The organism is Bariatricus sp. HCP28S3_D3 (genome assembly GCF_052065755.1).
Lineage (GTDB): Bacteria > Bacillota > Clostridia > Lachnospirales > Lachnospiraceae > Allocoprococcus.
The window spans coordinates 96,408-121,216 of the sequence record NZ_JBQHTK010000004.1 but is presented as its reverse complement, the minus strand read 5'-3'; the positions used below and the strand labels follow the sequence as shown (position 1 = coordinate 121,216).

General features: G+C 45.2%; 23 protein-coding genes. 6 read left to right on the top strand and 17 right to left on the bottom strand.

Translation table 11 applies throughout. From position 1 onward, the window contains the following. Positions 1-31: 31 nt before the first annotated feature. Complete coding sequence (gene glsA, locus ACTNB3_RS05150) at positions 32-955, bottom strand: glutaminase A (RefSeq protein ID WP_427807119.1); 924 nt, start codon at positions 953-955, stop codon at positions 32-34. A 212-nt stretch (positions 956-1,167) separates the two neighbouring features. Between glsA and ACTNB3_RS05145 the strand changes: the two genes are divergently transcribed. Then, complete coding sequence (locus tag ACTNB3_RS05145; protein WP_427807118.1) at positions 1,168-1,614, top strand: GatB/YqeY domain-containing protein; 447 nt, start codon at positions 1,168-1,170, stop codon at positions 1,612-1,614. A gap of 76 nt (positions 1,615-1,690) precedes the next feature. Here ACTNB3_RS05145 and ACTNB3_RS05140 read toward each other — a convergent pair whose 3' ends face one another. Next, complete coding sequence (locus ACTNB3_RS05140) at positions 1,691-5,605, bottom strand: efflux RND transporter permease subunit (RefSeq protein ID WP_441024691.1); 3,915 nt, start codon at positions 5,603-5,605, stop codon at positions 1,691-1,693. A gap of 214 nt (positions 5,606-5,819) precedes the next feature. On the opposite strand from ACTNB3_RS05140, the gene ACTNB3_RS05135 reads away from it, so the two are divergent. Beyond that, positions 5,820-6,971 (top strand): DUF4317 domain-containing protein, encoded by a 1,152-nt coding sequence (locus tag ACTNB3_RS05135; protein ID WP_427819893.1) that lies wholly within the window; start codon positions 5,820-5,822, stop codon positions 6,969-6,971. A 42-nt stretch (positions 6,972-7,013) separates the two neighbouring features. Here ACTNB3_RS05135 and ACTNB3_RS05130 read toward each other — a convergent pair whose 3' ends face one another. The 6 genes from ACTNB3_RS05130 to ACTNB3_RS05105 all read right to left on the bottom strand — a co-directional run bounded on the left by ACTNB3_RS05130 (position 7,014) and on the right by ACTNB3_RS05105 (position 13,892). Continuing rightward, complete coding sequence (locus ACTNB3_RS05130; protein WP_441024690.1) at positions 7,014-9,404, bottom strand: transglutaminase-like domain-containing protein; 2,391 nt, start codon at positions 9,402-9,404, stop codon at positions 7,014-7,016. A 33-nt stretch (positions 9,405-9,437) separates the two neighbouring features. After that, positions 9,438-10,610 carry a DUF58 domain-containing protein gene (locus tag ACTNB3_RS05125; protein WP_441024689.1) on the bottom strand — a complete coding sequence of 391 codons (1,173 nt, stop codon included), beginning with the start codon at positions 10,608-10,610 and terminating at the stop codon, positions 9,438-9,440. Between the two features lie 33 nt (positions 10,611-10,643). Beyond that, positions 10,644-11,591 carry an AAA family ATPase gene (locus ACTNB3_RS05120; protein ID WP_427807265.1) on the bottom strand — a complete coding sequence of 316 codons (948 nt, stop codon included), beginning with the start codon at positions 11,589-11,591 and terminating at the stop codon, positions 10,644-10,646. A 20-nt stretch (positions 11,592-11,611) separates the two neighbouring features. Continuing rightward, positions 11,612-12,316: a site-2 protease family protein gene (locus ACTNB3_RS05115; RefSeq protein ID WP_441024688.1), complete on the bottom strand. Its 705-nt coding sequence runs from the start codon at positions 12,314-12,316 to the stop codon at positions 11,612-11,614. A gap of 254 nt (positions 12,317-12,570) precedes the next feature. Then, entirely contained in the window at positions 12,571-13,008 is a 438-nt protein-coding gene (locus tag ACTNB3_RS05110; RefSeq protein ID WP_427819897.1) for an RpiB/LacA/LacB family sugar-phosphate isomerase, read from the bottom strand. Positions 13,009-13,130: 122 nt separating this feature from the next. Next, positions 13,131-13,892 carry an SseB family protein gene (locus ACTNB3_RS05105; protein WP_441024686.1) on the bottom strand — a complete coding sequence of 254 codons (762 nt, stop codon included), beginning with the start codon at positions 13,890-13,892 and terminating at the stop codon, positions 13,131-13,133. Between the two features lie 400 nt (positions 13,893-14,292). Here ACTNB3_RS05105 and ACTNB3_RS05100 point away from each other — a divergent pair, with 400 nt between their 5' ends. Both ACTNB3_RS05100 and ACTNB3_RS05095 read left to right on the top strand, forming a co-directional pair. After that, the gene (locus ACTNB3_RS05100; RefSeq protein WP_427819899.1) at positions 14,293-14,988 is read left to right on the top strand and encodes an MBL fold metallo-hydrolase; all 696 of its coding nucleotides are present in this window, start codon (positions 14,293-14,295) and stop codon (positions 14,986-14,988) included. Between the two features lie 60 nt (positions 14,989-15,048). Then, positions 15,049-15,414: a VOC family protein gene (locus tag ACTNB3_RS05095; protein WP_427807260.1), complete on the top strand. Its 366-nt coding sequence runs from the start codon at positions 15,049-15,051 to the stop codon at positions 15,412-15,414. Between the two features lie 60 nt (positions 15,415-15,474). On the opposite strand, the gene ACTNB3_RS05090 is transcribed toward ACTNB3_RS05095, so the two are convergent. The 3 genes from ACTNB3_RS05090 to ACTNB3_RS05080 are packed head-to-tail and all read right to left on the bottom strand — an operon-like array spanning position 15,475 to position 16,440. Beyond that, on the bottom strand, positions 15,475-15,756 hold the full coding sequence (locus tag ACTNB3_RS05090) for a Beta-galactosidase C-terminal domain (RefSeq protein ID WP_441024685.1): 282 nt from the start codon (positions 15,754-15,756) through the stop codon (positions 15,475-15,477). Then, positions 15,753-16,058, bottom strand: coding sequence for a hypothetical protein (locus ACTNB3_RS05085; RefSeq protein ID WP_441024684.1), 306 nt, complete (start codon positions 16,056-16,058; stop codon positions 15,753-15,755). Before ACTNB3_RS05085 ends, ACTNB3_RS05090 begins: the two co-directional genes overlap by 4 nt. 25 nt (positions 16,059-16,083) lie before the next feature. Beyond that, a complete protein-coding gene (locus ACTNB3_RS05080; RefSeq protein ID WP_427819901.1) occupies positions 16,084-16,440 on the bottom strand; it encodes a hypothetical protein in 357 nt (118 codons plus the stop codon). A gap of 207 nt (positions 16,441-16,647) precedes the next feature. Here ACTNB3_RS05080 and ACTNB3_RS05075 point away from each other — a divergent pair, with 207 nt between their 5' ends. Then, complete coding sequence (locus tag ACTNB3_RS05075) at positions 16,648-17,217, top strand: peptidylprolyl isomerase (RefSeq protein WP_441024683.1); 570 nt, start codon at positions 16,648-16,650, stop codon at positions 17,215-17,217. Positions 17,218-17,473: 256 nt separating this feature from the next. Here ACTNB3_RS05075 and ACTNB3_RS05070 read toward each other — a convergent pair whose 3' ends face one another. The 5 genes from ACTNB3_RS05070 to ACTNB3_RS05050 form a co-directional block, all read right to left on the bottom strand. Next, on the bottom strand, positions 17,474-18,025 hold the full coding sequence (locus tag ACTNB3_RS05070) for a M48 family metallopeptidase (protein WP_441024682.1): 552 nt from the start codon (positions 18,023-18,025) through the stop codon (positions 17,474-17,476). Further along, positions 18,025-18,426: a type II toxin-antitoxin system HicB family antitoxin gene (locus ACTNB3_RS05065; RefSeq protein ID WP_427819904.1), complete on the bottom strand. Its 402-nt coding sequence runs from the start codon at positions 18,424-18,426 to the stop codon at positions 18,025-18,027. Before ACTNB3_RS05065 ends, ACTNB3_RS05070 begins: the two co-directional genes overlap by 1 nt. 162 nt (positions 18,427-18,588) lie before the next feature. Next, a complete protein-coding gene (gene recQ, locus ACTNB3_RS05060; RefSeq protein ID WP_441024681.1) occupies positions 18,589-20,427 on the bottom strand; it encodes a DNA helicase RecQ in 1,839 nt (612 codons plus the stop codon). An 11-nt stretch (positions 20,428-20,438) separates the two neighbouring features. Next, positions 20,439-21,377, bottom strand: a complete 939-nt coding sequence (locus ACTNB3_RS05055) for a TIGR03943 family putative permease subunit (protein ID WP_427807253.1) — start codon at positions 21,375-21,377, stop codon at positions 20,439-20,441. 16 nt (positions 21,378-21,393) lie between these two features. Next, positions 21,394-22,491, bottom strand: a complete 1,098-nt coding sequence (locus ACTNB3_RS05050) for a CobW family GTP-binding protein (protein WP_441024680.1) — start codon at positions 22,489-22,491, stop codon at positions 21,394-21,396. Between the two features lie 172 nt (positions 22,492-22,663). On the opposite strand from ACTNB3_RS05050, the gene ACTNB3_RS05045 reads away from it, so the two are divergent. Next, positions 22,664-23,086, top strand: coding sequence for a hypothetical protein (locus ACTNB3_RS05045; RefSeq protein ID WP_427807250.1), 423 nt, complete (start codon positions 22,664-22,666; stop codon positions 23,084-23,086). A gap of 110 nt (positions 23,087-23,196) precedes the next feature. Here the strand turns inward: ACTNB3_RS05045 and ACTNB3_RS05040 are convergent, their stop codons facing one another. Continuing rightward, entirely contained in the window at positions 23,197-24,804 is a 1,608-nt protein-coding gene (locus tag ACTNB3_RS05040) for a CvpA family protein (protein WP_441024678.1), read from the bottom strand. Between the last annotated feature and the right edge of the window lie 5 nt (positions 24,805-24,809).

The window sequence follows — 24,809 nt, the reverse complement described above, 5'->3', positions numbered from 1 at the left end:
AATTCCTTATCCTATATTCCACTTTTTGCGCTTATACCAAATGATTCGCCTCAAACATATGAAGCCTTAGTTTCTCCGATATTTCTCTGAGCACATACTGCCCCGCGACACTGTTTCCTTTCTCATCAAGTGCAGGTCCGAATATTCCGATTCCCATCCGCTTATCCGCAACCGACAGAATTCCGCCGCCAACTCCGCTTTTGGACGGTACGCCTACTTCCACAGCAAATTTCCCGGAACCGTCATACATCCCACAAGTCAGCATGATCGTTTTCACTGTCCTCACTACATTGCTGGCGAGCAGCCTTTTCCCTGTGACAGGATGAATCCCATCTGATGCCAATACAAGGCCGAAGCCTGCCAGACTTGCCGCTGTTACACTCAGCGAACACATTTTCACATAAAAGTCTATTGTCTCCTCAACACTGTTTTCCAGAATTCCTTTGCTTTCAAGCAAATATGCGATTGCTTTATTTCTTGAAATATGATTCATCTCTGACTGATATACCTTCTCATCCAGCACAATCTTATCGTCCAGACAAAGTATCTTTGTAAAATCAAGCATTTCTTCAAAGTTCACAAGGGAAACCAGATAATTCGTAACCGCAATCGCTCCGGAATTGATCATCGGATTAAAAGGATGATCACTCGTCAGATCCAATTTTATCAGTGAATTGAATGCGTCCCCCGACGGTTCCATCCCGACACGTGCAAAAACTTTCTCGAATCCGCATTTCTCCAATGCAACTGCGAGTGTAATAACCTTTGATATACTCTGGATCGTAAATCTTACATCTGAATCTCCGCTCTGCCAACGTTTTCCTTCTTTTGTAAATACACATACCCCAAGATAATCCTTATTGACTCTTCCCAATTCAGGAATATAATCCGCCGTCTTCCCCATCGACGTCAGATCTCTGCCTTCCCGAACGGCATCATCCAGTATCTTTTGCATTTTGTTTTCCTCTCTTTATACATTATATAGAAGCTTCTGTGATCGCTTCAGACATACCTTATCATGGAACATTTTCCCTCCTACATTATATTAGTTGTAATGCCCGGATGTCAATCATCTCCAAATGATTTGATGATCGCGCATATTTCCTCTGGTATTTTTTTCACATTCATGTATAATAATGGTTATATAATAAATGGAGGGATCGTAACATGAGCAAAATTGATGAAGTAAGAAGCGCAATGGTCGCTGCAATGAAAGCAAAAGACAAAGACACCAAGGAAACCTTATCTGCTCTTCTGGCTGCTCTTAAGAACAAAGCGATCGACAAACGTGCCGATTTGACTGAAGAAGAAGAGGTTCAGGTAATCCTCAAAGAGATCAAACAGGTGAAAGAAACTCTGGAGATGACTCCGGAAGACCGTACCGATATCAAGGAAGAATGTGAGAAACGCCTTGCTGTTCTGGAACAGTATGCACCGAAGATGATGGACGAAGCCGAGATCAAAGAAGTGATCGCTTCTGTTCTTTCCGAACTTGGAATTGCAGAGCCAACCGGTAAAGATAAAGGCAAGATCATGAAAGAGCTGATGCCGAGAGTGAAAGGAAAAGCGGACGGCAAGCTTGTCAACCAGGTATTGATGGGAATGCTGAAATAATACTTGAATATCATAAAGAGAGATGCCGTTTTTTATCCGGCATCCCTCTTTTTCAGTATACCTTTTTAGCCGCGTTTTATATTACAGCGGATTCTGCATCCAGATCCACATCTGAATCCACATCGATTTCTTTCAGTTCTCTGCGGAAGAAAATATCATACATCACCGGTACAATATAAAGGGTCATCAGGGTTGCATAGGCCAAACCGCCGATCGTTACGGTTGCCATTCCCTTTCCGATTGCAGAGGCCATATCCCGCGAGAATGCCATGGTTGACATTGCAAGGATCGTCGTCATCGCCGTCATCAGAATCGGGCGCATACGGGTCTTGCCGGTCATCACCAGTGCTTCTTTCTTCTCCATACCGGAGAGACGAAGCTGGTTCACATAATCCACAAACACGATACCATTATTTACAACCACACCTGCCAGCACGAGGAAACCGATCATCGCAACCATGGAAAGAGTCTGTCCGGTTCCCCAGAGTGCCAAAAGTCCTCCGGTAAATGCCAGCGGGATCGTGAAGATTACGATGAACGGTGACAACAGACTCTGGAACTGTGCAACCATGATCATATAAATGAACACAACCGCCAGCGCAATCATCTGGATCAGATCCGTCATGGTATCCTGTACACTGACTACTTCACCTGCCATCTCTACGATATATCCTTCCGGCACATCGTACTCGTCCAGAAGCTTCTGGACTTTTCTTCCGATCAGGGATGTATTATAGCCATCCTGTGTCACTGCACTGACCGAAATCTGTCTTGCCTGATTTTCTCTGTGGATCGAAGCAATGCTGTTCGCATCTTCCTTTTTGGCAAACTCGCTCAGCTTGTGCTCCTCGGTCACATCATTTCCCTCTTCATCCTTCGAAGTCGTTTCAAAGGTGTAGTCCATCAGATTTTCCGCCGTCAGCATATCCGATTCATCGACAATGATCACACTGTACTCATTTCCCTCCAGAGTCAGAGAAGCTGCCGTTTTCTCCGTAGTCAGCGCCGATGCCAGTTCGGAATAGATCTGTGCAACCGTCAACCCGTTTCTCATGGCAGCATCCTTGTCCAGAGCGATCTTGATACCCGGATCCTGCTCCTCCTGACCATTCGTAATCTCCTCCAGGCCCTCGACCTGTTCCAACATGCCTTTCACATCCTCACTAATGGCAAGGAGTGTATCCAGATCCTGTCCTTGAATATCGATTTCGATTCCGCTTCCTCCGAGAGAGGACATATCCATTCCGGACGAAGAGACCTCCATCTCATATTTTTCTTCCTGACCGCTTCCAAGCTCTGCGATCTGTTTACCGATCGCATCACCGTCATTTTCATGCTCTTCGTCCAAAAGTGCATAGAACGTGAACTGCGTTTGTTTTTCTCCGGTCGAAGTGCCACTCAGCGACATAACACTCATGGCAGTTCCTCCCGACATGGCGCCGACTGTTTCTACGCCCTCGATATCTGCAATTTGTGCTGTCAGTTCATCGACGTTCCGATAAATGGTATCCTGATCCATTTCCTCATTCATTGCCAGAGAAACGCTGATCGTATTGCTGCTCATATTCGGGATCAGCTCCAGTCCCATTTTCGTGGTTCCATATACGGCGCCGACCAAGAGCGCAATCGCAAGGCCAAGCGGAACAATTTTCCATTTCAGACAGAAGCGAAGTGATTTATCATAAAGGATCATCACTTTATCAAACAGTGGGTGCTTTTTCGCAGTACTCTTCTTCAGCACGGTCGAACTCATGGCCGGCACAACGGTAAGTGCCACGATCAGGCTGGCGATCAGCGAATAAGCAATGGTAAGCCCCATATCCGTAAATAGTTCCCGAGTCATACCTTTTGTAAATACGATCGGAAGAAAGACACAGATAGTGGTCAAAGTTGAAGCAAAAATTGCACCGGACACCTGTTTTGCTCCCTGAACCGCGGCTTTCGGGGCCGGAACTCCCATACTTCTGAGCCGGTAAATATTTTCAATCACGACGATCGAGTTATCCACCAGCATTCCGACTCCAAGCGCCAACCCGGACAGAGAAATAATATTCAGTGTTACATTTGAGAAATACATCAATACAATCGCAAATAATACACTGAGCGGAATACTGAACGCAACCACGATCGTCGGCTTCACATCCTTCAAGAACAATGCCAGCACAATGATTGCCAGAATCGCACCGTAGATCAGATTCTTTAAAACAGACTGAATGATCAGTTTAATATAATCTCCCTGGTCCATCAATGAAGTGATATGTAGTCCCTCATACGTTTCTTCCAGTTCCTTTATCACATCATTCAGATTGTTGGAAACATCCGAGGTCCCTGCCGTGGATGATTTCATGATACTCAGCATAACCGCATCATTTCCGTTGATCCTTGCATAACTTTCGCCGGAATTATCGATCATCGTCACATCCGCCACGTCCGACAGCCTGACATCACCGATTCCGTCCAGACTGCACAGAAGAGTATTCCTGAGTTCATCCAGCGTGTCGAAATTGTCACCGATTTTCAGAAGGAATTGTTTCTCGCCTTCCTTTATGTAGCCTGCCGGCATTTCGAAGTTCTGCGCATAGATCAGTCCGGACAAAGTATCCATATCTACAAGCGCATCAATATTGGCGTTCTTCATCGCCGTCTCTCTTGCCGTCTTATACTGCTCTCTTGCCTCATCAAGCTGAGCCTGTGCCGATGCAAGCTGGCTCTCTCCCGCCGAAAGCTGTGCGGAAGCCGCGCCAAATGCAGCTGCAGCGGAAAGCTTTCCTTTCTCCACGGAAGCGTAATTGTTCTTTGCTTCAGCGACCTGACTGTTCACCTGAGCAAGCACGGCCTGCGCCGCAGCGATCTCGGTATCCAGATTGGCAAGCTCCGTATCGATCTGCGGAAGCCGTACCGTTACCTTCTCTTCCATCATGGAAAGATTCTCCCATGTGAAATTCTCTACCATCGTCTGAAGCTCCGGATTATCCGGCTGCATCTGTGCCATATTTGCCAGAGTCATCTTCACCTGCTGATAGGTTGTCTGGCTCTCATCGGCAAGAATCGCAGAAATACTGAGATCCGGAACTCCCATCATGGCACCAACCTGCGCCACCACTTCATTCAGCTGATTATATGCCGGGACGACCTGCTCATGATAAGCATCCTTTTCTGCCGAAAGCGCCGCCTGGCTGGTCTGAAGTCCGGTCACCTGCGCCTGATAGGCAGACGCTGTTGCCATCGTTTCATCCATCAGCTGGCTGTATTTTGCCAGTTCATCATAGGTGGAATCCTGTTGGCTCTCCAACTCTTTCTTACCGCTGGCGATCTCACCCTTCGCTGCGTTTAATTCACTCTCTTTTTCATCCAGCGTCGCCTTAGCCTCGGCAAAAGTACTGTCCATTTTCGCCAGAAGGCGGTCATTTACTTGATCGATCTTTGCCTGGTTCAGACGGATCTCTACTTTTTCCTCGGTAAGCCCCGTGCTGTTCACGCTCGCCACGCCGTCCTGACGTTCCAGATAAGGAATCAATGTGTCCTCCGCGAACTTGCTGAGTTCTTTCACATCCATTCCATCATAATCAAGGCTCACCGTCATCGTAGGGATCATATCCGGCGACAGTTCCATCAGCATCGGCGTTCCCGCTTCGTCCGGGAGGACGCTGCTCAGCTGTTCCACGGCAGTTGACAGCTTGACCATCGCGCTGTCCATATTCGTATCCTCTTCGAATTCCAGTATGACCAGACTGTAATTCTCCGCGGAATTACTGGTCACATTCTTTACACCATTCACCGTACCGAGCGAACTCTCCAATGGTTCTGTCACAGAGCTTTCCACCTTTTCCGGCGTCGCCCCCGGGTAAGTCGTTATCGCCATAACATAGGGCAACGTGATGCTCGGCAGCAGATCGGTCGTGATCCTGGTGAAACTGATAAATCCCAGAACAAGCACCATCACGATACCTACCAATACGGTATATGGCTTTTTTACACAAAATTTCGACATCTTGTCTAGTCCTCCTGTCGTCTCTATTAACCCCTCAATTCTGCAGATGATTTCTGCCTATTGTTTTATTTTATTCTTAGAGAAATCAAGAATCAATGAAGAATTTTCTCTTTTAATCAATTTAATAAATATTTTATATTTGTCTATCTACCCGATTTGCGCTATACTATTAATCACGCTGACAAAATTCTTTTGACAAAGGAGAAATCTACATATGAATAAAAAAGAAGTGACTGAAATCAAGAAACAATTCACCCCACATAACTGCGCGATCACCCGGATCTGCGGATGTTATGTAGACGGGGAAAAAGAGAAAAAGACGGAACTGAAAGAAGCATTCCTCTCCCTTCCGGAAGAGGAGATGTTCAAATATTTTGATATTTTTCGCAAATCCCTTTCCGGTACCATCGGGAAAAATCTTTTAAACATGGAATTCCCGCTTGAGACGGAATCCGAAGGCGGTACGCAGGAATTTCTCCTGAAGCTGAGGAACAGCCGTCTAACTGACGATGACCTTCTCACCGAATTCTACAATCGGGTAATTGATTCCTATGATTTCCCGGAAAATTATCTGATTTTGCTGATACACGCTGTTTATGATATTCCCGGAAAAGCTTCAGACGGAACAGAAATGTTTGACGCATCGGATGAAGTCTTTGACTACATCCTCTGCTGCTTCTGTCCGGTCAAACTCTCCAAACCGGCGCTCAGCTATCACGCCGATGAAAACAGTTTCCATGAAAGGATCCGCGACTGGATCGTGGAAATGCCGGATGCCGGATTTTTATTCCCGGCATTTAACGACCGAAGCACCGATATCCACAGTCTCCTGTATTATTCCAAGAATGCAGAGAACCTTTCCAACGGCCTCACCGATGTCCTGCTCGGCTGCGTACCTCCGCTCACAGCCGGGAGCCAGAAGGAAACCTTCAAAGCTCTGATCGAGGAAACACTTGGTGACGACTGCGAATATGAAGTAGTCAAAAATATCCATGAGAACCTGAACGAACTGATTGAGCAGAACGCAGAAAATCCGGAACCACTTGCACTGGATAAAGCAGAAGTGAAATATCTGCTCGCCAAAAGCGGTGTGGAAGAAGCGAAACTGGAAACCTTCGACGAACAGTTTGATGCTGCCGCCGGAGAGAACACTTCTCTCCTGGCCGCCAATGTCGCGAACACGAAGAAATTTGAGATTAAAACACCGGACATTACCATTCAGGTGAATCCGGAATGCGCCGATCTGGTCGAGACCCGCATCATCGACGGCCGAAAATGCCTGGTCATCGCAGTCGACGACCGTGTTGAGATCAACGGCATCAGTGCCAGAACCGCAACGACCAAAACAGAGCCATCAAAAGAATAGAAAAATACCGGGCGGCACCCTGCCGACCCGGTATTTTTACATCTACAATCCTTTCCCATATAAGAACCAGAATTTCTTTTTTCTGTTCAACGTCTTCAGGTATGCCCTGCGGAATTTCTGGTACAACCGGAACATCTGCTTCTGTTCCTCTTTTGTGATCTCCTCACCGGAGAACGCAGCCCTTTCCGCGCACAGATACATCCATTCCCACTCTTCCTCTGAAAGCTGGGTGAATTGTGCTTTCATTTTTTCCAGAGTCATCCTCTCATCTTGCTGATCCGGCTCCATGCCGTCAAACAGACAAATTTCATATACGGCCTGATACAGGTTGGCGATTCCCCGATTCTCTTTTCTCCTTCGGAAACCGGCATATCGTTTCTGCCTTACAAGGCCTCCAAATACAGCGAAAATGAACAGAACCAGACATGCCACTCCCGCCGCCATTGCTGCGACAACTGCCATTTTCTTTACAATCGTTTGAAAAGACCCCGGCACATTTCTCACTTCATCGTTATCAGGATTTTCCGCGGCATCCGCCTTCTGTTCGAGCTCATCTGCCACGTTCCCCCCATCATCTGTCTCCGTTTCCGGCTGCGTCGGCTGAGCCTCTTCCTGGGTCTGAGCTGTTTGAGCCGGTTTCTCTTCATTTTCCATGGTATCCGGCTTTTCGTTTTCCCAGCCATCAGAAGCGCCTGCCGCATCGGTCTCATCCAGGTACGGCGGCGTATGCTCCCGCACCACCCAGCCAATCTCATCGTCAAACGTCTCACACCATGCATGTGCCATCTCATCCGTCACCGCAGCACGGTAAGTTCCGTCCTCTTCTCGCACAAATGCATTAGAGGGGACTGCATATCCCTCAACAAACCGTGATGGATAGCCGCACATCCTGTATATGAGCGCTGACGCCGAAGCAAAATGAACGCAGAACCCTTTCCGGTTCTCTGTCAGAAAATATTCCGTAAATTCTTTTCCTTCCGGCACTTCTCCCGGTGTCTTACTGTAACGAAGTCCCAGCGTTTCCCCAAAAAGCCAATCGATCTCATCTGACATCTGTTCCACATTGCTGTGATCCATCGAACGGGTTAATGCTTTCAATTGCTCCAGTCCGTCCGGAGCCGTGCTGTACTCTTCCTTAACAAATGTCCTGTATTCATTCCAGATATCAGACTCTTCGGCAAGCTTTCCCGATGATATTCCTTCTGCCTCTGCCGCCGGGAAGTAGCTGTACTCCTGTTCATCCGTCCATCTTCCTTTCACCCAGGCATCCAGATAGATTTTATCATTCTGCTTTACTTCCGCAAAATACGGTATATAAGAATAATCGGAAGAAGCTCCTTCTCTGCGGATGACGATCTTCTGTTGTTCCGAACCGGCCGTCCCATCGCTGATCCTTGTAAACGGTTCGTTCATCAGTGCCCTGCGGCCGGATTCACCCAAGGCCGACGGCATGCCTTGCCGAAATGCAGAAGCCGTTTCTTTCTCCCATGCCCTTCCGGTATAATTTACCCCGGTATATGCTCTTAGATACAGTGTTTCCCTGGGTTTTTCCGTCACTATGACTTCCAGTGCTTTCTCGCCGGTGGGCTTGAATTCACTCAGATGTTCCAGATTTCCTTTTCCAATCCCTCCTCCTGAGTAAGTCCCTTCTTTACCAAAACGGGCTTCCAGAATCCCCTGCATATCGATCTGCTGCATCTGGGTCAGTCTGTCATAGATCTCAATCAGGCGATCCTCATGCTCCAGTTTATATGTCCGGATATACGGCATGCATGCCTGCGTACACCCAAACAGAACGCCCAGTATCATTAGGATTCCGGCCACTTCTCTCAGCGGCACACTTTCGCACGTCTTCCATTTTAAATAAAAGATCGTTCCACCAAGCAGACACCAGGAAGCGGCTGTCGAAGGCATTTTACCGACCGTGGCAGCCATTGCCACCGGAAGGGCGCTTACCAGGATCACTAAGACATTTCCGCGTGCGCCATGCTTTGAATTTCCCGCCAGTTTCAGAAGAAGTGCCAGAAGAATCTGGGTTCCAAGCAGAGCCGCCAGAATATCTGCCGGAATCTCATCCACCTTAAGAAACGGCTGGCTCACCCCATAAAACTCGTTGTTAAGCCGGATATAATCATTTGCAAAACAGGAAATCCCATTCAGAAAATTCCACGGTGTAAGCGTCAGTACTGCCGAAGTAACACCGGTGAGAATACAAAGCCATTTCCTGTTATTTCTTCCGCCCGCCCAGACAGCGATCCCTGATGCCGGTATCGGCAGAAGAAAGAGTTCTATGATCCGGTTATGGACCTCAAAAACAGAAAAATATGCGGCAAAAACCAGCACCAGCATTCCGTACACTGCTGCCGCTTCTTTTACCGCATATCCTGCCGTCTGTTCTCTTTTTGAACGGTCTATAATCTCTAATCCATTCATCTTGGCCCCTCATCTTCTCCCCTTGAACCGGAACTATACAATCAGATACATCTCTTCCCATGCGATCTTTTCCTCGTCTGCCGGAACAACACACCTTTTCTCCCCATGTACCAGCAAAGTACCGTCTGAACACAATTCCAGCTTCGTACTGAACTGTTCCCCGCGGAAGGCTTCCTCATATAAAGCCTCCACTTCATCCGAATGATCGTATTCCTCCACAAAAAGCAGACGGTTCATCAGCTCATAAACATGTTCCGTCCGACTGATCCTCTTTTTACAGATTCTCTGATTGGCCTTCTCATACCATGCTGCCATATGCACACACTCTGCTTCCACCAGGGAGAATGAAATCGAGGCTGCCGTCTCCAGAACCCCAGAGGCGATCCGTTTCTCTTTTCTGGAGTCTTTGTTCCGGCGCGTTCTCCTTTGCCCGGGTTTCTTTTCCAGATTCAGCCAGAGCAAGACCACACAGCCAAGCGGTCTTCCATGTTCCTTGACCAGAAGCTCATCGGCTTTTGCCGACAGTTTCCAGTGAATATCATGAATCGAATCCTGCTCCCTGTACGCTCGGATCTGATACGTCTCTGACGGATCGTCTCCGCTCTCCCGCTCCGAGTACTCATCTGCATCCGCGGGAAATTCCCGTGTGCGTCTCGTCACCTCCACCGGAATCAGATGGCAATCGGGAAGAATTCCCACCGACTGCCGCTGTACCGCCATCTCCCGGCGTCGCCGAAACGCAGCTCTTCTCCCGTTTAGCAAAGCTGCCCTCAATATTCCCAGGCTGTCATAGAGCCAGCACTTTTCCAGTCTGATGATCAGATTTCCACATCTGGACGAACGTAGCAGAAGTACTTCCTTCTCTTCCTGCCCCGCCTTCACCGTCCCGCTCACTTCATGCCGGAACGCTTCCCCGGTAAATTCATTTTCCACGGACAGTTCAATTCGATACCGCGCCACAGCCCAGGATGAAGCATTTTTCATGCTCAGCCGAACCGGAATTTCCTGATTCTTTTCCGCAATTGGCAGAACGTCATCCAGACCGACAATGATCTTCCTCTTCTGCAGCATCAGATACCCGAACGCCAGCGGAAAATAGATCAATTCGGCCACCAGCATGGCCGCCACGATTTCATCCTCATACAGGAAAAAACAATATAATGTCAGCAATACCGCCGCCATATAAATACATGCACGTTTGATCATAGTCTCCCCATGCTCCCCGCTTTTATCGAAACATTATCTCTTCCTTACATTCGGTTCCTTCACCTGCATTAAGACCTGCTCCAGGATCTCCTCAGGCCTTGCATGTCCCACTTTCGCTTTGGTATTCAGGCGGATCCGGTGAAGCGCAACGCTTCCAAATACCGTTTGGATATCTCCCGGCAGAACATAATTTCTCCCTTTCAGCCATGCTCTTGCCCTCCCCATCGCCGCCAGTGCCACTGTTCCTCTCGGGCTGAGTCCGGCAGTCAGAAGCTCATGTTCTCTGGTTGCCTTTGCAAGATTGGCGATATATTCAAACACGGAATCGTGGATAAACACCTGAGATGCCTCTTCCTGCATCCAGAGGATCTGCTCCGCTCCCGTCACATTCTGCACTTCATTCACCGGGTTGCCCATCTGACGGCGCTTTAGAATCTCTACCTCTTCCTCTACCGTCGGATACCCCATCCGGATACAGATCATAAAGCGGTCCAGCTGCGATTCCGGCAGAAGCTGTGTCCCCGCCGACCCCTCCGGATTCTCGGTCGCAATAACTACGAACGGCCTTCCGGTGCTTCGCGTCACACCGTCCACCGTCACACATCCTTCCTCCATAACTTCCAGAAGCGCTGACTGCGTCTTCGGAGAAGTACGGTTGATCTCATCCGCCAGAAAAAGATTGCACATCACAGCTCCCGGCTGGTAAACAAATCTTCCGGTTTCCTTTTGATACATGGAAAAACCGGTCAGATCCGCCGGCATCACATCCGGCGTAAACTGTACTCTCTTTTCCTGAATTCCCATCGCTTTGGAAAATGCCAGTGCCATCGTCGTTTTCCCGACCCCCGGCATATCCTCGATCAGAATGTGGCCGCCTCCTATGATCGCAGTCATGATCTGCTCGATCACATCATCCTTTCCGACAACAGCTTTCTTGACTTCGCGGATGATCTCCACTGCATGATTCTGTAATTCCCCCATCTTCACTCCCCCTTAGTCCACTATAAAATGGTTCCTCCGCCGCTTCCCACAACAACGCCGATCCGCAGTATGAACCATACCACATTCTTCAGCACACTCAGTATCGCACTCATCAGCGCTTCCATCGGAACATACAGCACTCTTGTTCCGAGAAGAAGCAGCAGAATCAGCCATCCATATTGCCGGAAACGGCTGTAAAATCTGTTAACCGCAGGCACGATCTCTGCCAGAATATTTGCCCCGTCAAGCGGCGGCACCGGAATCAGGTTGAATACCCCAAGTCCCACATTCAGCTGTGCCCCATAATAACTCAACACATATAGATAATTCAAGAGCACTCCGCTGGTTCCGAATTTGTAGATCAGACCGTAAAGCAGCATGAACAGAAACGCCAGAATAAAATTCATCAGAGGCCCCGCTGCTGCCACCAGAATCATATCTCTTCGTTTATTTTTATAATTCCGTGTATTGACCCGGATCGGCTTTGCCCATCCGACATGAAAAACCAGCAGGCACAAGGTTCCCCATACATCCAGATGACGGAACGGATTCAGTGTCAGCCTTCCGTCCATCTTCGGTGTCGGATCCCCAAGAAGATAAGACATATATCCATGTGCGAATTCATGCATGGAAATTGCAATCAGGAGTGCAGGCACTACATAGATCAATGTTTGAAAAAAAGTATAAATTGCTTTCACAATCATTCCATAAGCGCTAAAAAACATAAAAAAATCTCCATTTCTATACTCTAATATGCACATTATAGAACCTGCGCCCCAGATATTCAATAACAGGATTGTAAACTTTTAATTAAAAAAGGTCCACTGGACCTTTTTGACATATGCATGGCAATTAAAAAAGATCCACTGGACATCTTTGACATATGCATGGCAATGAAAATACCGCCGGAAAAGTTTTCTGCTTCGCTCGATGCTTATCTTTTACGACGGTATTCTCTGATTATTATCTCTTATTTTTCTTATTTTTCATTCTCGTACTCTGTAATTCTTGCTACTTTCGGGGCAGAACGTGAATTCGGATCATAAGATACACTTAAGTACTCTTTAACCAGACATTTTGCAAGTTCAATTCCGGTAACCTGTGCGCCCATCGTGATGATGTTTGCATTGTTACTAAGCTGGGCTCTCTGTGCCTGATATACATTATTCACTAGTGCTGCATATGCTCCTTTTACTTTATTTGCAGCGATACATACACCGATACCCGTCCCGCAGATGAGAATTCCCCGTTCACACTCCCCTGCAGCTACAGCCTCAGCCAGACGGATTGCAGTATTTGCATAAATCGGATCATCACTTCCGAAATCTACACATTCATGTCCGAGACTTTCGATGAACGGTGTTAAGATTGTTTTGTACTCTGTTGCATTTGGATCACAGCCGATTGCAATTTTCATTGTTTTACCCTCCATTTGAGTTGTATTTTGATATCGTATCCATTATACAATACTTTTGCGAAAATTATAAGTCCTTTTTTGATTATTTTTTATTTTTTTATTTTTACTTTCGTTTTCTTTCATTATTGTTTCTTTTGCATTTTCATCTGAAGATTCACACCAAAGGGATTCACCGCTACGCCCTCGGCTCCCGGCACCAGTATTTCAATCAGTTTTCCCGCTTCTACGATTCCGGTCTGCAGCTTCTCCTTACGGTGTACACTCAGGAATTTTCCAAGCTCCTGCACGTCTGTAAAGATCGGCTGAAATACTTTTCCATCTTTCTGTTTGAGAATCACCATCTCTTTTCCTTCTTTAGATACAACAAAATACTTTCCTTTCTGGAAATGTGCCATCATCTCTTCGCTCAGTTCGCGCAGTTCTTCACTTTCCAGAACCTTTTCCTGCGGAAGTCTCCGCGCCTCCTGCATATAGTAAAGTGCCGTCAGTTGAAATTCGGAATTTTCGATTCGTTCCTGTCCGTTCGGCATCTTCCCGTCGTTCTTCCTGGTCACCAGATCCGCCAGCTGTATTCTTATCTCTTTCGGCAATCCCAGATCATATACGATCTCATTTACCCCCATCGGATAAAGGCTGACATAAAACTCGAGGAAACTCCGATTTTCGATTTTAACGATTTTTACCGGAATTTTTTCATTCATAAGTTGTCTTACTTTGTTTTTGCATTCGTCTACATTGAAATAGATGAGAATTTCATCGTCATATGTTTTCGGATCACACACTACATACGGCATTTTCGTACATTCCGAAAAAATCACATACATCTCCTTCTGACTGCGGACCATCTGAAGTACTTTCTGATCTTTTGCTTTGCTGTTTTCCATAATTATCTGCCTTTCCGGGCATTCGCCCTCTCTTATTTTCTGTCTGACCTGCCCATTCGATCAGAGTGTTCTCTTTATTTGTTTTCCGGGTCCATGTCCCCGATTCCTCTATTATATATATAGAGGCAGCGTTTCTCTTCGTATTATACCAATCCCCCATAGAAATAGCAATGTACACCTTCTTGTAAAAAACCTCTCAATATTGTAAAATGTAACTGTTCAGAGCCAAGCAGATTTGTCAAAAAAGGGCGTTGAATGCTTGCATTCATGAGCACTTTTTTGTACAAATCTATTTGGCGGATACGCCACACTGAGGAAACACGAAGTGTTTTCGAGGTTGGCTCTGAACAGTTACTATAAATAAACCGGTAGATCAAAATCCGACAGAAAGGAAATGCTTATGAAAGTGACCTATATTCACCACAGTTGTTTTCTGGCAGAAACCGAAAGCTGCTATTATCTGTTTGATTATTTTAAGGGAGAACTCCCGGAGCTGAATCCGCAGAAACCCATTCTGGTACTGGCCAGCCACAAACACGCAGATCATTATCATCCTTCCGTATTCTCTTTACTGAAGGACATGGGAATGGAACAGATTCATGCCGTTTTGTCGCGTGACATTTCAGGGAGAACGGTTCCCAAGGACATCCCTCTCCTATCTGTTTCGTCCCGCCGCACCTACAGCCTGCCACAGGGACAGACACTGTCAACCTTTCTTTCTACGGATAAAGGAGTGGCATTTCTCATTCGCGACAAGGAAGAATGCTTCTACCACGCAGGTGATCTGAACGACTGGGTATGGGAAGAAGAATCCGACTCCTACAACCGGCAGATGACCGGAAGCTACCGGAAAGAGATCGATACACTGGCTCAGGATCTTGACGGCTCGGCACTGACTGCAGCTTTCGTTGTTCTGGATCCAAGACAGGAGAACGATTATGCCCGGGGCATGTTATATTTTTTGAAGAAAATATCCTGCGACCGCATTTATCCCATGCATTATTGGGAACAGCCTGAGATCATCACACGTTTTCTTGCAGAATATCCGCAGTATGAGAACCGGATTATTCTGACAGAAACCGCAGATGCCAAATAATCGGTATCCCCATTTATTCTACTATCAATCATGCGCATCCGCGCGGAAAAGAGGACCTTTATGAAATTTCAAATGTATCATGAAAATTACAATGTAACAGATTTGGACAAATCTCTGGCCTTTTATGAGAAAGCTCTGGGACTCAAAGAGAAACGCCGTGTGAACGGTGAAGATTTCGTCATTGCATATCTTGGAAATGACGAGAGCGATTTTGAACTGGAGCTGACCTGGCTTCAGGATCATCCACAGCCGTATGATCTCGGTGAATGTGAATTCCACCTTGCTTTCCGGACAGATGACTACGAAGCCGCCCATAAACTGCATGAAGAAATGGGCTGCATCTGCTTTGAAAATCCTGCCATGGGAATCTACTTTATCGCCGATCCGGACGGATACTGGCTGGAGATCGTTCCACGTAAGAAATAGACTATAAGATTAGCGTACACGGAATCGATTCCGTGTACGCTATTATATATATCGAAGAGGCTATCCCTCAATAATCTTAACACCCCATGCCGGAATCTCCAGCATTTCCTGTGCTTCAATCCGTCTTCCGGATAACAATTCCACGCCATCTTCATAAGTATATGGCACCTTCTTTGCTTCAGCGGAGTAGTTTAAGAAATATTTGACTTTTTTACCGAAATCATTCGTTCCCTTTCGTACAATAATCGGATAAGCATATTCCGGCAAATCCACTTTCTGCTCCAAACGATCATATGGCATATACTCCTCATAGTATGCTGCTCCAAAAAGAAGTTCATTCATTCTCTCATACCTCCGTCCATAAAGAACACTGAATTTGTTCCCCAGTTTCTGCCTTCATCATCATATGTATAACCCTCACATAAATCAGAATCATTCGCAGGATTCCCGCATCCATAATAATAACTGAAACTGCCATCCGAAGAAAAACAGATATGCTCTACATCAATCTCTGTCTCCCGACACCAATCAATATCGGTGAAAAAAGTATACTCGCTATAATCTGTCTTCTCGTCTCTGCCGCAGCCTATTAACGATAGCAAAGCCAATAGCATTATAATCAAACCAATTGTGTATTTCTTCATAACAAGCCTCTTCCATTCAAAATCATTACTTCAAATAAACCAGTATATCTTTTACTGCTTTATACATCTGATCTCTGCTTTCTAAAGGAAATACAGTGTGCTCATCCGGTTCATCCGGATCACATCCAATCGAAATCTCTGTTGGCTCAACCTGTAAATCCACATAATATTGCTTATACTTCCCCTGAATCCCTATACATTTATAATCCGGAAGCCAATCAATATATATGTCTGGTTTTACAATATCCATTTCTTCCATTCTGATTTTTAGTTCACCACTAATATAATCAGATAATAAAAGATCAAACGGTGAGAGCTCAGCATTCGCCGTATTTTTCTCATTAAGATAGTTGATAATCTTCTTTTTCTTCGTTTGAAACATTCGAAATTCACTCCTTTATGCTAAAGATTCCTTCAAAAGAGTTATTAGCCACATTCAATGACTTTATCCCACTATGCTTTTTCCCTTTCCGGATTTTATCCACTTTTATCATAATACCATTTACTCTCAATAAAATCTTTTTTTATTTTTCATTATTGGGGGTTCTGTAGTATAATAAGATCAGAATAAATGAACGAGGTGACTCTGATGAAACATCCAATTGCAAAAATATATACGAATCAGGGAATTATTACCGCCGAACTCTATCCCGAATATGCGCCAAACACTGTAAATAGTTTTATATGGTGCATAACGCAGGGTATGTACACTAATCGACTCATTTCTCGTGTTGTTCCGGGCTTTGTCATTCAGTCAACTTATGATTTTTCAAAAGAACCTGACTGCGACCTGGTACTTAACGGGGAGTTTGCTTCTAATGGATTTAACAATCCAATTCAATTTGGAAAAGGTGTTCTGGGCATGGCCGGTGACGCAAGCAAAGAAGCGCATGGTTGCGGATTCTTTATTACATTATCCGACGATGTTAAGGAAAGACTCCAAGGCAAATTTGCTGCTTTCGGACGGGTTATCGATGGGTTTGAGGAAATAGAACGTATTGAAAATGTTCCTCTTCGTGACATTACCGATCATTCAGAAGGGCCTGATATTGTAATTAAGCAGCCTATTACAGATGAATTTATTAAGAAAATTGAGATTGAAACTTTTGGGGTGGAATATCCGAAGCCGGAAATCTTAAGATGGGGGTACGATTGCTAGAACACTAGTGTAACGAGCGATAATAAGTGGATCAATCACAATCTCTCAAAGTAACAAACAGGTGATTGATCCAGTTATATTTAATTCAGCTTTTCCTCATGTCTCCCATTTCTTGTTACAATCCAGTATACAATTGTATAAAACATTCTTTCTCTTCTTCTGACTCAAACAACTGTAACCAGCTGCAGATTTCAACTGCACTGTCAATAAATGCCGTTCCCAGGGCAGTTATCACATTTTCCAAAAATCCTTTCAATCAATACCTGTGAAGTCCTCTCCCATTCTCCTTCAGCCACTTCTGATACTTCCTGTATTCCGGCATGGTATCTTCCACAACCTTCCAGAAGCGTGGAGAATGATTCATTTCCTTCCGATGAGCGAGCTCATGCACCACTACATAATCCAGCACTCCCGCCGGGGCAAATATCAGCCTCCAATTGAAGTTCAGATTTCCTTCGCCACTGCAGCTTCCCCATCTGGTCTTCTGGTCGCGAATCGCAATTCTTCCGTAACTGACACCCATCATTTGGGCATAATAGGAAACCTTCTGTTCAAAAATTTCTCTCGCTTTATCTCTATACAATCTTTGCTCCGCTTCACTGAGCGGCTGGATTTTCATCGAATCCGCTTCTTTCTCCTTCTGTTCCTCCACTTTGGCAAGAACCCATGCTTGTTTCTCTTTTAGAAATGTGTCAATTCTGGACTGTGGACAATTCCGCGGAGCGCGTACCAGGACAGAACCGTCCTGGCGCACTTCCACTGCTATTGTTTTCCTTGAAGACTTAATTATCTCATACGTGATGTACATTATCCTCTTCCCTTTGCTTGAATTCTCTGAATCAAAGCTTCCTGAAGGACTTGTGAAAAATTAATTCCCAACGCCATAGCTTCTTCATTTAACCACTCAGGGATGCTCAATGTCTTTTTAACGGCTTTTGAATTATGCTTTTTCTGATATTCCATCATGTCAAAACTGATTACAACCAACACACCATCTTCTACATGAATGTTTTCCGGACTTGATGGTTCAGGAATCATTTCTTTTTCCGTTTTCCTGCTAACAAGTGCAAGCCCCAGTGCTTCCACTGCCATTTCATAAGCATGTTTCATATCATTCCCCTCTGTATAACACTCCGGCAAATCTGGAAAGGACACCCAGAATCCACCTTCTTCCTGATGAAAGATCGCAGGATAAAACATTTTGCCCATAAAGACACCTCCATTTTTATACTATCTATCTGTTATCCCCGCCTGTTTTAGAATTGCCTGTTCCATTCTTTTTGAGAAGTCTTATCATCTCCTTGGGAGTTATCGGCATTCTTATGTGGCTCCTTTCTTTACTTGCAATTATACTACGTATTATTACGTGTGTCAATTCAATATCACTTCTAGAAAGCTCTCCCCATACTTCTGATACTTAAATTTCCCAACACCGCTTACCTTAAGCATCTGCGCTTTATTTTCCGGCCTCACCTGGCACATATGTACCAGGGTCTTATCCGAGAACACAATATATGGCGGAACTTTTTCTTCTTTTGCGATCTCCATCCTGAGCTGACGCAGCTTTTCAAAGAGTGCCTCCTGTTCATTTGAAAGCAGTACCCCAGCCGTTTTTTTCTTCTTTTTCACCGCAGTCTTTTCCGTTTTCTCCTGTTCCTTCGCCATTTTCATGGAGACCGAAACTTTACCTTCAAGTAGGGAATCGGATTTTTCAGTCAGCTTCACCAGCATATATTCGTCATTCGTTGTCGTCAGATACTCTTCCAATAATAAATGATTGAAAATCTGACGGAGCCGCCACGCCGGTACTTTCGCCAGAGTCCCGTAACATGGATTTTTATCCATTTTATATTGTCTGATCTTTGCAGTGTTCGCACCGTGTACGGTATCCAGAATCACATTGATTCCATACCTCTGTCCGCTTGTCTTCACGCATTCTGTAATCTTTTCCGCCTCGACGGTCACATCGACCGTTTCAAACTGACTCAGGCAGTTGAAACAATTTCCACAGTAATTCGATCCATACTCACCGAAATAACGAAGGATATAGTCTCGCAGGCACTCATTTGTAAAACAATAATACGTCATTTTCTTCAGTCTTTCACGGTCACGCTCCATCACGATTGCCCGGGTAAAATCATCCAGTTCTTCATTATCCTGATTGTATTCAATAAACCGCTGATTTGTAACCACATCCTGCCCGCTGTAAAATAATATGCATTCTCCGGGCTCTCCATCCCGCGCACATCGTCCGACTTCCTGATAATAGGATTCCAGATTTTTCGGCATATTATAATGCACGACATAACGGACGTTGGATTTATCGATGCCCATACCAAATGCATTGGTCGCAACAATGATCTGCTTCCGGTCATAGATAAAATCGTCCTGATTCTCACGTCTTTCCTTATCGGAAAGTCCCGCATGATAACGGGTCACCGAAAATCCGTCGTCCTCCAGGCGGACACACACTTCCTCCACCAGCTTTCTGGTCAGACAGTAAATGATCCCGCACTGTCCCGGATGCATTTCCACAAATTGTTTCAGGGCACTGTATTTATCCTTTGGTGTCTGTACCCCGAGATAGAGATTCGGCCGGTCGTAACCTGTTGTCACCAGTACCGGATCCCTCAGCATCAGAATATCGATCATATCCTCACGGACTTCTTTCGTCGCAGTAGCGGTAAATGCACTGATGACCGGGCGCACCGGAAGCTTGTCCACAAAATCGGTGATCTTAAGATAACTGGGCCTGAAATCCTGTCCCCACTGGGATACGCAGTGTGCTTCATCCACAGCCACCATTGAAATCTTTGCATGCAGTGCAAAACTTAAAAACTCTGCAGTCTCCAGCCTTTCCGGTGCTACATAGATAATCTTATATCGTCCTTCTGCCGCAAACGCGAGTGCTTTTTGATATTGTCCATATGTAAGGGAACTGTTGAGGAATGCTGCATGAATTCCGACTTGATTAAGAGATGCCACCTGATCCTTCATAAGTGAGATCAGCGGCGAGATTACAAGAGTGATTCCTTCCATAATAAGTGCCGGAATCTGAAAGCAGAGTGATTTTCCTGCTCCGGTTGGAAGGATTCCGAGCACATCCCGCCCGGACAGGATGCTGTCGATCAGCTTCTCCTGTCCGGGGCGGAAATCTTCATATCCAAAATATTGTTTTAAAATCTGATATTTTTCTTCTGTTTTTGTCATTTTCACCTCAGTTAAAGATAGACTACTACTTCTTCCGGCTTTTGAGCTTTTTCCATCTCCAACAGATAAAGTACCGGCTGTTTCGGAGCAAATCTTCGTACAGATTCATATTCAAAACGCGCCTTGATCCGAGCCCATCCTCTCTGTTCAAACTGCAGTTTTCCGGATATTTTGCACGGATACCCATAAAATCTCACATCGTCCGCACAGCAGGTCATGATCTGTCTTCCCGGAATCATTAGGTTATCCGGCATTCCTTTCGGTCGGAACGTCTGCGCCAGAAATGTGATCTCTTTGTGCAGATAATGCTCTGGATGCTCATACGCATCCACATACCAGGTTCCGAAATCCACATCATCGACCTCAATCTCATCCGCTTTGATATCAAATGGAAGGTCTTCTTCCGTCTGGGGGATGATCTGTCCGTCTTCATCCTCAAAGATCAGCTGTGCCTGCGGGTTCTGGATCTTCAATGCTCTTCGAAATGCAGACCGGTCTGTCCCTTCTCCACAGCGGTTGATGACGATCAGCTCCGATTCGGTGAGCTGGCTCATCAGCATATTGCGCATATTTTTCAGATACATATCCAGCGTTTCGCCATTTACCGTAGAATAAACGCCCTGGATTTCCCAGTTTTCCGGATATTCCTCGTCCATGATCTCCTGAAGATCCCATGTACCATTGTACTCAATGACAACCTGCGCCGGGTGATACGTGCGTTCACAATTATCAAAGAAATCCCCGTTCAATTGCTCCCGTTCCTCTATTTCAAGGAGAAACATACCATTTTCATCCAGATAACTCTCTGAGTACTCTTCTTCACCCTCTTCGCACTGTAAAAGAAGTGTCGGCCCATCTTCGATCCATTCCTGCTTCATGAGGGTATCCTTCACGAAAGTCGTTTTGCCGCTGTCCAGAAATCCTGTACAGATATAAACCGGTGTCATCATCTTTCCCACCTCCGGTCTAAATATGGAACAGCTTCATAAGCTCGTCTTCCTTCAGATCTGTTCCAATCACGCAAAGGCGGCCTGTATAATCAGCCTGTCCTGCACGGATCTCAAATTCCTCCGGAACCATATCAAACTGCTTCCATGAACCGTCTTCCATCTGAATAATGCCTTTTGCGCGAAGAATCGTTCCGTAAGCTTCCGTCTCTGTCAATGCTTTCAGGATAAAATCAAGTTCATCCTCGATATATTTGTGAGCTGTTTCTTTGCCCCAGCTTGTAAATACTTCATCCGCATGGTGATGTCCATGGTGATCATGATGATCGTGGCATCCGCAAGTGCAATCCGGACCATGGTCATGATGATGGTCATGGTCACAACACTCCTCATCGTGATGATGGTGATGATGCTCGTGATCACAGCATTCCTCCTCTTCATGATGGTGGTGATGATGCTCGTGATCGCAACATTCTTCCTCTTCATGGTGATGGTGTTCTTCCAGAATGCCTTCAATCTCGGCACCATGCTCCAATGCGCGCTGTACTGCTTCTTTTCCAAGTTCTTCCCACGGTGTTGAAATAATGGCCGCATCCGGATTCTTCTCTCTCAAAATATGAACACATTCTTCAATCTTTTCATCCTTCATCATCTGTGTTCTGCTGATTACGATCGTGGATGCATGCTCCACCTGATTTTCGAAGAATTCTCCGAAATTCTTCATATAAATCTTTGCCTTTTTCCCGTCCACAACCGTGATCCGGCCATCGATCTCAATATCTGCCTCTTCTTTGACACCTTCAATAGCCTTTACTACGTCAGACAGTTTTCCGACTCCGGATGGTTCGATGATCACTCTGTCCGGCTGATACTCTGTAAGAACTTTCTGAAGTGCTTTGCTGAAATCCCCGACCAGTGTACAACAGATGCATCCTGAATTCATTTCTGTGATCTCAACTCCTGCATCTTTAAGAAAACCGCCGTCGATACCGATCTCGCCGAATTCGTTTTCAATCAGAACCAGCTTCTCTCCGGGAAACACCTCCTCGATCAGCTTTTTTATAAATGTTGTTTTACCTGCACCTAAAAAACCTGAAATAATATCTACTTTTGTCATTTTTCATCCTCTTTTCAATCGATCTTTACGTCTGCATGGCTAATTGTATCACACTTCCTAAAAAGTTGCAAATAAATGGGGTTGTTTATCCTTTGTGATTAGTGTATAATGGTTCCAAGAGAAAGAGTACCATTTTTAGTACAAAATATACGTAAAAAGGAGACTTGTAGATATGGTAAATTTATTAACAGGCCCAAAGGGTAGTGGAAAAACACAGCAGATGATCGAGCGTGCGAATGAACTGGTGAAAGGTTGCGACGGACATGTATTTTTTATCAAGAAGAGCCATCGCGATACATACAGCTTATCTTTCAACATCCGCGCTATCTGCATGGATGATTACGATGTAATCACGAACATCGATGAATACCTGGGATTCATTTACGGTATGACAAGTGCAGACCACGATATTCAGGCAATTTTCATTGACGGTATTTTAAAACATGCTAATATCGCTCTTGAAAATATTCCTGCTTTTATTGAAAAACTGAAAAAGATTTCTAAAGACAACAATATCGATTTCTATATCAGCATCAGCGCTACAAATGAACAGCTCGGTGATGTGAACATGGAAGGCTGCCAGATTCTGAATTAAGATTGAAAATAAACAAGGGAAAGGACGTAACATATAAATGTTGCGTCCTTTTTTGTTCCTATACATAGACAAATATCTGCCGACATTCTCGCCGGCAGATATCCATTTCTTTATTTTTCCAGAGACAAAACCGTGTTCGTCTTCTCTCCTTTTTTATATTCTACAGTTACTTCATCACCAATTTCATATCGGATGATATCAATATAGTCCACAACAGACACATCAAAAATATCTTCCGAGTCTTCGATCATGATATAATAATGCGATGTTCCGTCAATGACCGCCTGTGCAATTTTAGTGATCTTTCCTTTGATTTCCAGAACTTCTCTTTCATCTTTTTCTGCTTCTTTCACTCCATTGGTAAGGAGAAGTTCATTATACTCCTGCTCACATTTGCTGACCGTATCACCAATCGCAACCAACTGGTACTTCTGGACGTTTACCATCGCATATTTCTTGACCAGACCGGCATCATCTTTCAGTGCGATGAAATACGTCGGCTCGCCCGAGATATTCAGAAGCAGCGGGAACGTAGCCACATAATGCAGATTCTGCACCTGACCTTCAGCTGAATCCATGGCAGAGTCCTCAATCGCACCTTCGACTGCATAGTATTTTGTCTCCATCGTTCGCTGATTCATCAGCACGAACCCGACGTTGGACTGATCGCTGTTTACAGAAGTTACACCTGTATAAACCCATACGTCATCATCGATTGCAAGATAATTATAGCCGTTCGTCGTCTTCAGGCAGTCTTTCTGACTCAGTATGCTGTTCAGGAAACCATGCTTTAACGAGCCATAATAATCATATAATTCTATCAGAAGATCTGCTGAATACGCACGGTCAATCCACTCCGGTACTTCATCGATCTTATAGTCTTCCATTTCACCGGTAATGGCATTACACAAAACCACACGTCCTACGGTTACCCCGCCAAACAGACCGATATTGTATTTCATTACCGGTGCGATCCAGTATGGAACTCCGTCATCGTCAATCTCAAAACTGAGATCCCCATAAATATAAGTCGGATGCGCAAACCTCAGATGACGATAAATATTCCTTCCAAAGTACTCACTGGTCGAATACTTCATACCTTCGTCCAGCTTTACCATTTCCGTTGTCTGGCTGGCCATGTCGATCCGGATATAAGCCGGGATTCCTTCTTTGCGGTTTGTAAACCATTTAATCAGACTGGCATACCGAAGCGGAGATACCCTGACCGGACGGTTTTTGTAGTTGATCTGGCTGTAAATATCATCGACTTCAAACTGCGAAACCATGTCAGACATACTTCCCATCTTGCGGTTACCCAGAATCTGTGCCGAATCCCTGTCGAGAAGCGGAATCTGATCAAAGGACAGTTCTTCAATATCCTGTGTAAATTCTCCGTCCTCCACCTTAAGAAGCTGCTGATATTTCTTTGCGTTGATCACCGGTGAAGAAAGAAAGCTTCCAATCAGGTATACCAGCAGAAGAACAATGAACAGTCCGATGATCACCTTCAAAAACTTGGAATCACTGATCTCCTTTCTTCTTGAAATTCCTCTTTTCAGGGCATAAATAATTCCAACAACGGCAACCAGTACAAGAATAAAGTACCATACATCCGCCGAATGAATATTAAATGCTGGGAGCGCCAGATAATAGTAGATTCCTGCCAAAATCAAAAAAATAACAACTCCCAGAATAGTTCCTTTCTTTTTCACATTCATTTCCT

Excerpts from the sequence above, each read along its gene's own strand:
- glsA (WP_427807119.1), bottom strand. The coding sequence starts at position 955 with ATGCAAAAGATACTGGATGATGCCGTTCGGGAAGGCAGAGATCTGACG.
- ACTNB3_RS05145 (WP_427807118.1), top strand. The coding sequence starts at position 1,168 with ATGAGCAAAATTGATGAAGTAAGAAGCGCAATGGTCGCTGCAATGAAA.
- ACTNB3_RS05140 (WP_441024691.1), bottom strand. The coding sequence starts at position 5,605 with ATGTCGAAATTTTGTGTAAAAAAGCCATATACCGTATTGGTAGGTATC.
- ACTNB3_RS05135 (WP_427819893.1), top strand. The coding sequence starts at position 5,820 with ATGAATAAAAAAGAAGTGACTGAAATCAAGAAACAATTCACCCCACAT.
- ACTNB3_RS05130 (WP_441024690.1), bottom strand. The coding sequence starts at position 9,404 with ATGAATGGATTAGAGATTATAGACCGTTCAAAAAGAGAACAGACGGCA.
- ACTNB3_RS05125 (WP_441024689.1), bottom strand. The coding sequence starts at position 10,610 with ATGATCAAACGTGCATGTATTTATATGGCGGCGGTATTGCTGACATTA.
- ACTNB3_RS05120 (WP_427807265.1), bottom strand. The coding sequence starts at position 11,591 with ATGGGGGAATTACAGAATCATGCAGTGGAGATCATCCGCGAAGTCAAG.
- ACTNB3_RS05115 (WP_441024688.1), bottom strand. The coding sequence starts at position 12,316 with ATGTTTTTTAGCGCTTATGGAATGATTGTGAAAGCAATTTATACTTTT.
- ACTNB3_RS05110 (WP_427819897.1), bottom strand. The coding sequence starts at position 13,008 with ATGAAAATTGCAATCGGCTGTGATCCAAATGCAACAGAGTACAAAACA.
- ACTNB3_RS05105 (WP_441024686.1), bottom strand. The coding sequence starts at position 13,892 with ATGGAAAACAGCAAAGCAAAAGATCAGAAAGTACTTCAGATGGTCCGC.
- ACTNB3_RS05100 (WP_427819899.1), top strand. The coding sequence starts at position 14,293 with ATGAAAGTGACCTATATTCACCACAGTTGTTTTCTGGCAGAAACCGAA.
- ACTNB3_RS05095 (WP_427807260.1), top strand. The coding sequence starts at position 15,049 with ATGAAATTTCAAATGTATCATGAAAATTACAATGTAACAGATTTGGAC.
- ACTNB3_RS05090 (WP_441024685.1), bottom strand. The coding sequence starts at position 15,756 with ATGAATGAACTTCTTTTTGGAGCAGCATACTATGAGGAGTATATGCCA.
- ACTNB3_RS05085 (WP_441024684.1), bottom strand. The coding sequence starts at position 16,058 with ATGAAGAAATACACAATTGGTTTGATTATAATGCTATTGGCTTTGCTA.
- ACTNB3_RS05080 (WP_427819901.1), bottom strand. The coding sequence starts at position 16,440 with ATGTTTCAAACGAAGAAAAAGAAGATTATCAACTATCTTAATGAGAAA.
- ACTNB3_RS05075 (WP_441024683.1), top strand. The coding sequence starts at position 16,648 with ATGAAACATCCAATTGCAAAAATATATACGAATCAGGGAATTATTACC.
- ACTNB3_RS05070 (WP_441024682.1), bottom strand. The coding sequence starts at position 18,025 with ATGTACATCACGTATGAGATAATTAAGTCTTCAAGGAAAACAATAGCA.
- ACTNB3_RS05065 (WP_427819904.1), bottom strand. The coding sequence starts at position 18,426 with ATGGGCAAAATGTTTTATCCTGCGATCTTTCATCAGGAAGAAGGTGGA.
- recQ (WP_441024681.1), bottom strand. The coding sequence starts at position 20,427 with ATGACAAAAACAGAAGAAAAATATCAGATTTTAAAACAATATTTTGGA.
- ACTNB3_RS05055 (WP_427807253.1), bottom strand. The coding sequence starts at position 21,377 with ATGATGACACCGGTTTATATCTGTACAGGATTTCTGGACAGCGGCAAA.
- ACTNB3_RS05050 (WP_441024680.1), bottom strand. The coding sequence starts at position 22,491 with ATGACAAAAGTAGATATTATTTCAGGTTTTTTAGGTGCAGGTAAAACA.
- ACTNB3_RS05045 (WP_427807250.1), top strand. The coding sequence starts at position 22,664 with ATGGTAAATTTATTAACAGGCCCAAAGGGTAGTGGAAAAACACAGCAG.
- ACTNB3_RS05040 (WP_441024678.1), bottom strand. The coding sequence starts at position 24,804 with ATGAATGTGAAAAAGAAAGGAACTATTCTGGGAGTTGTTATTTTTTTG.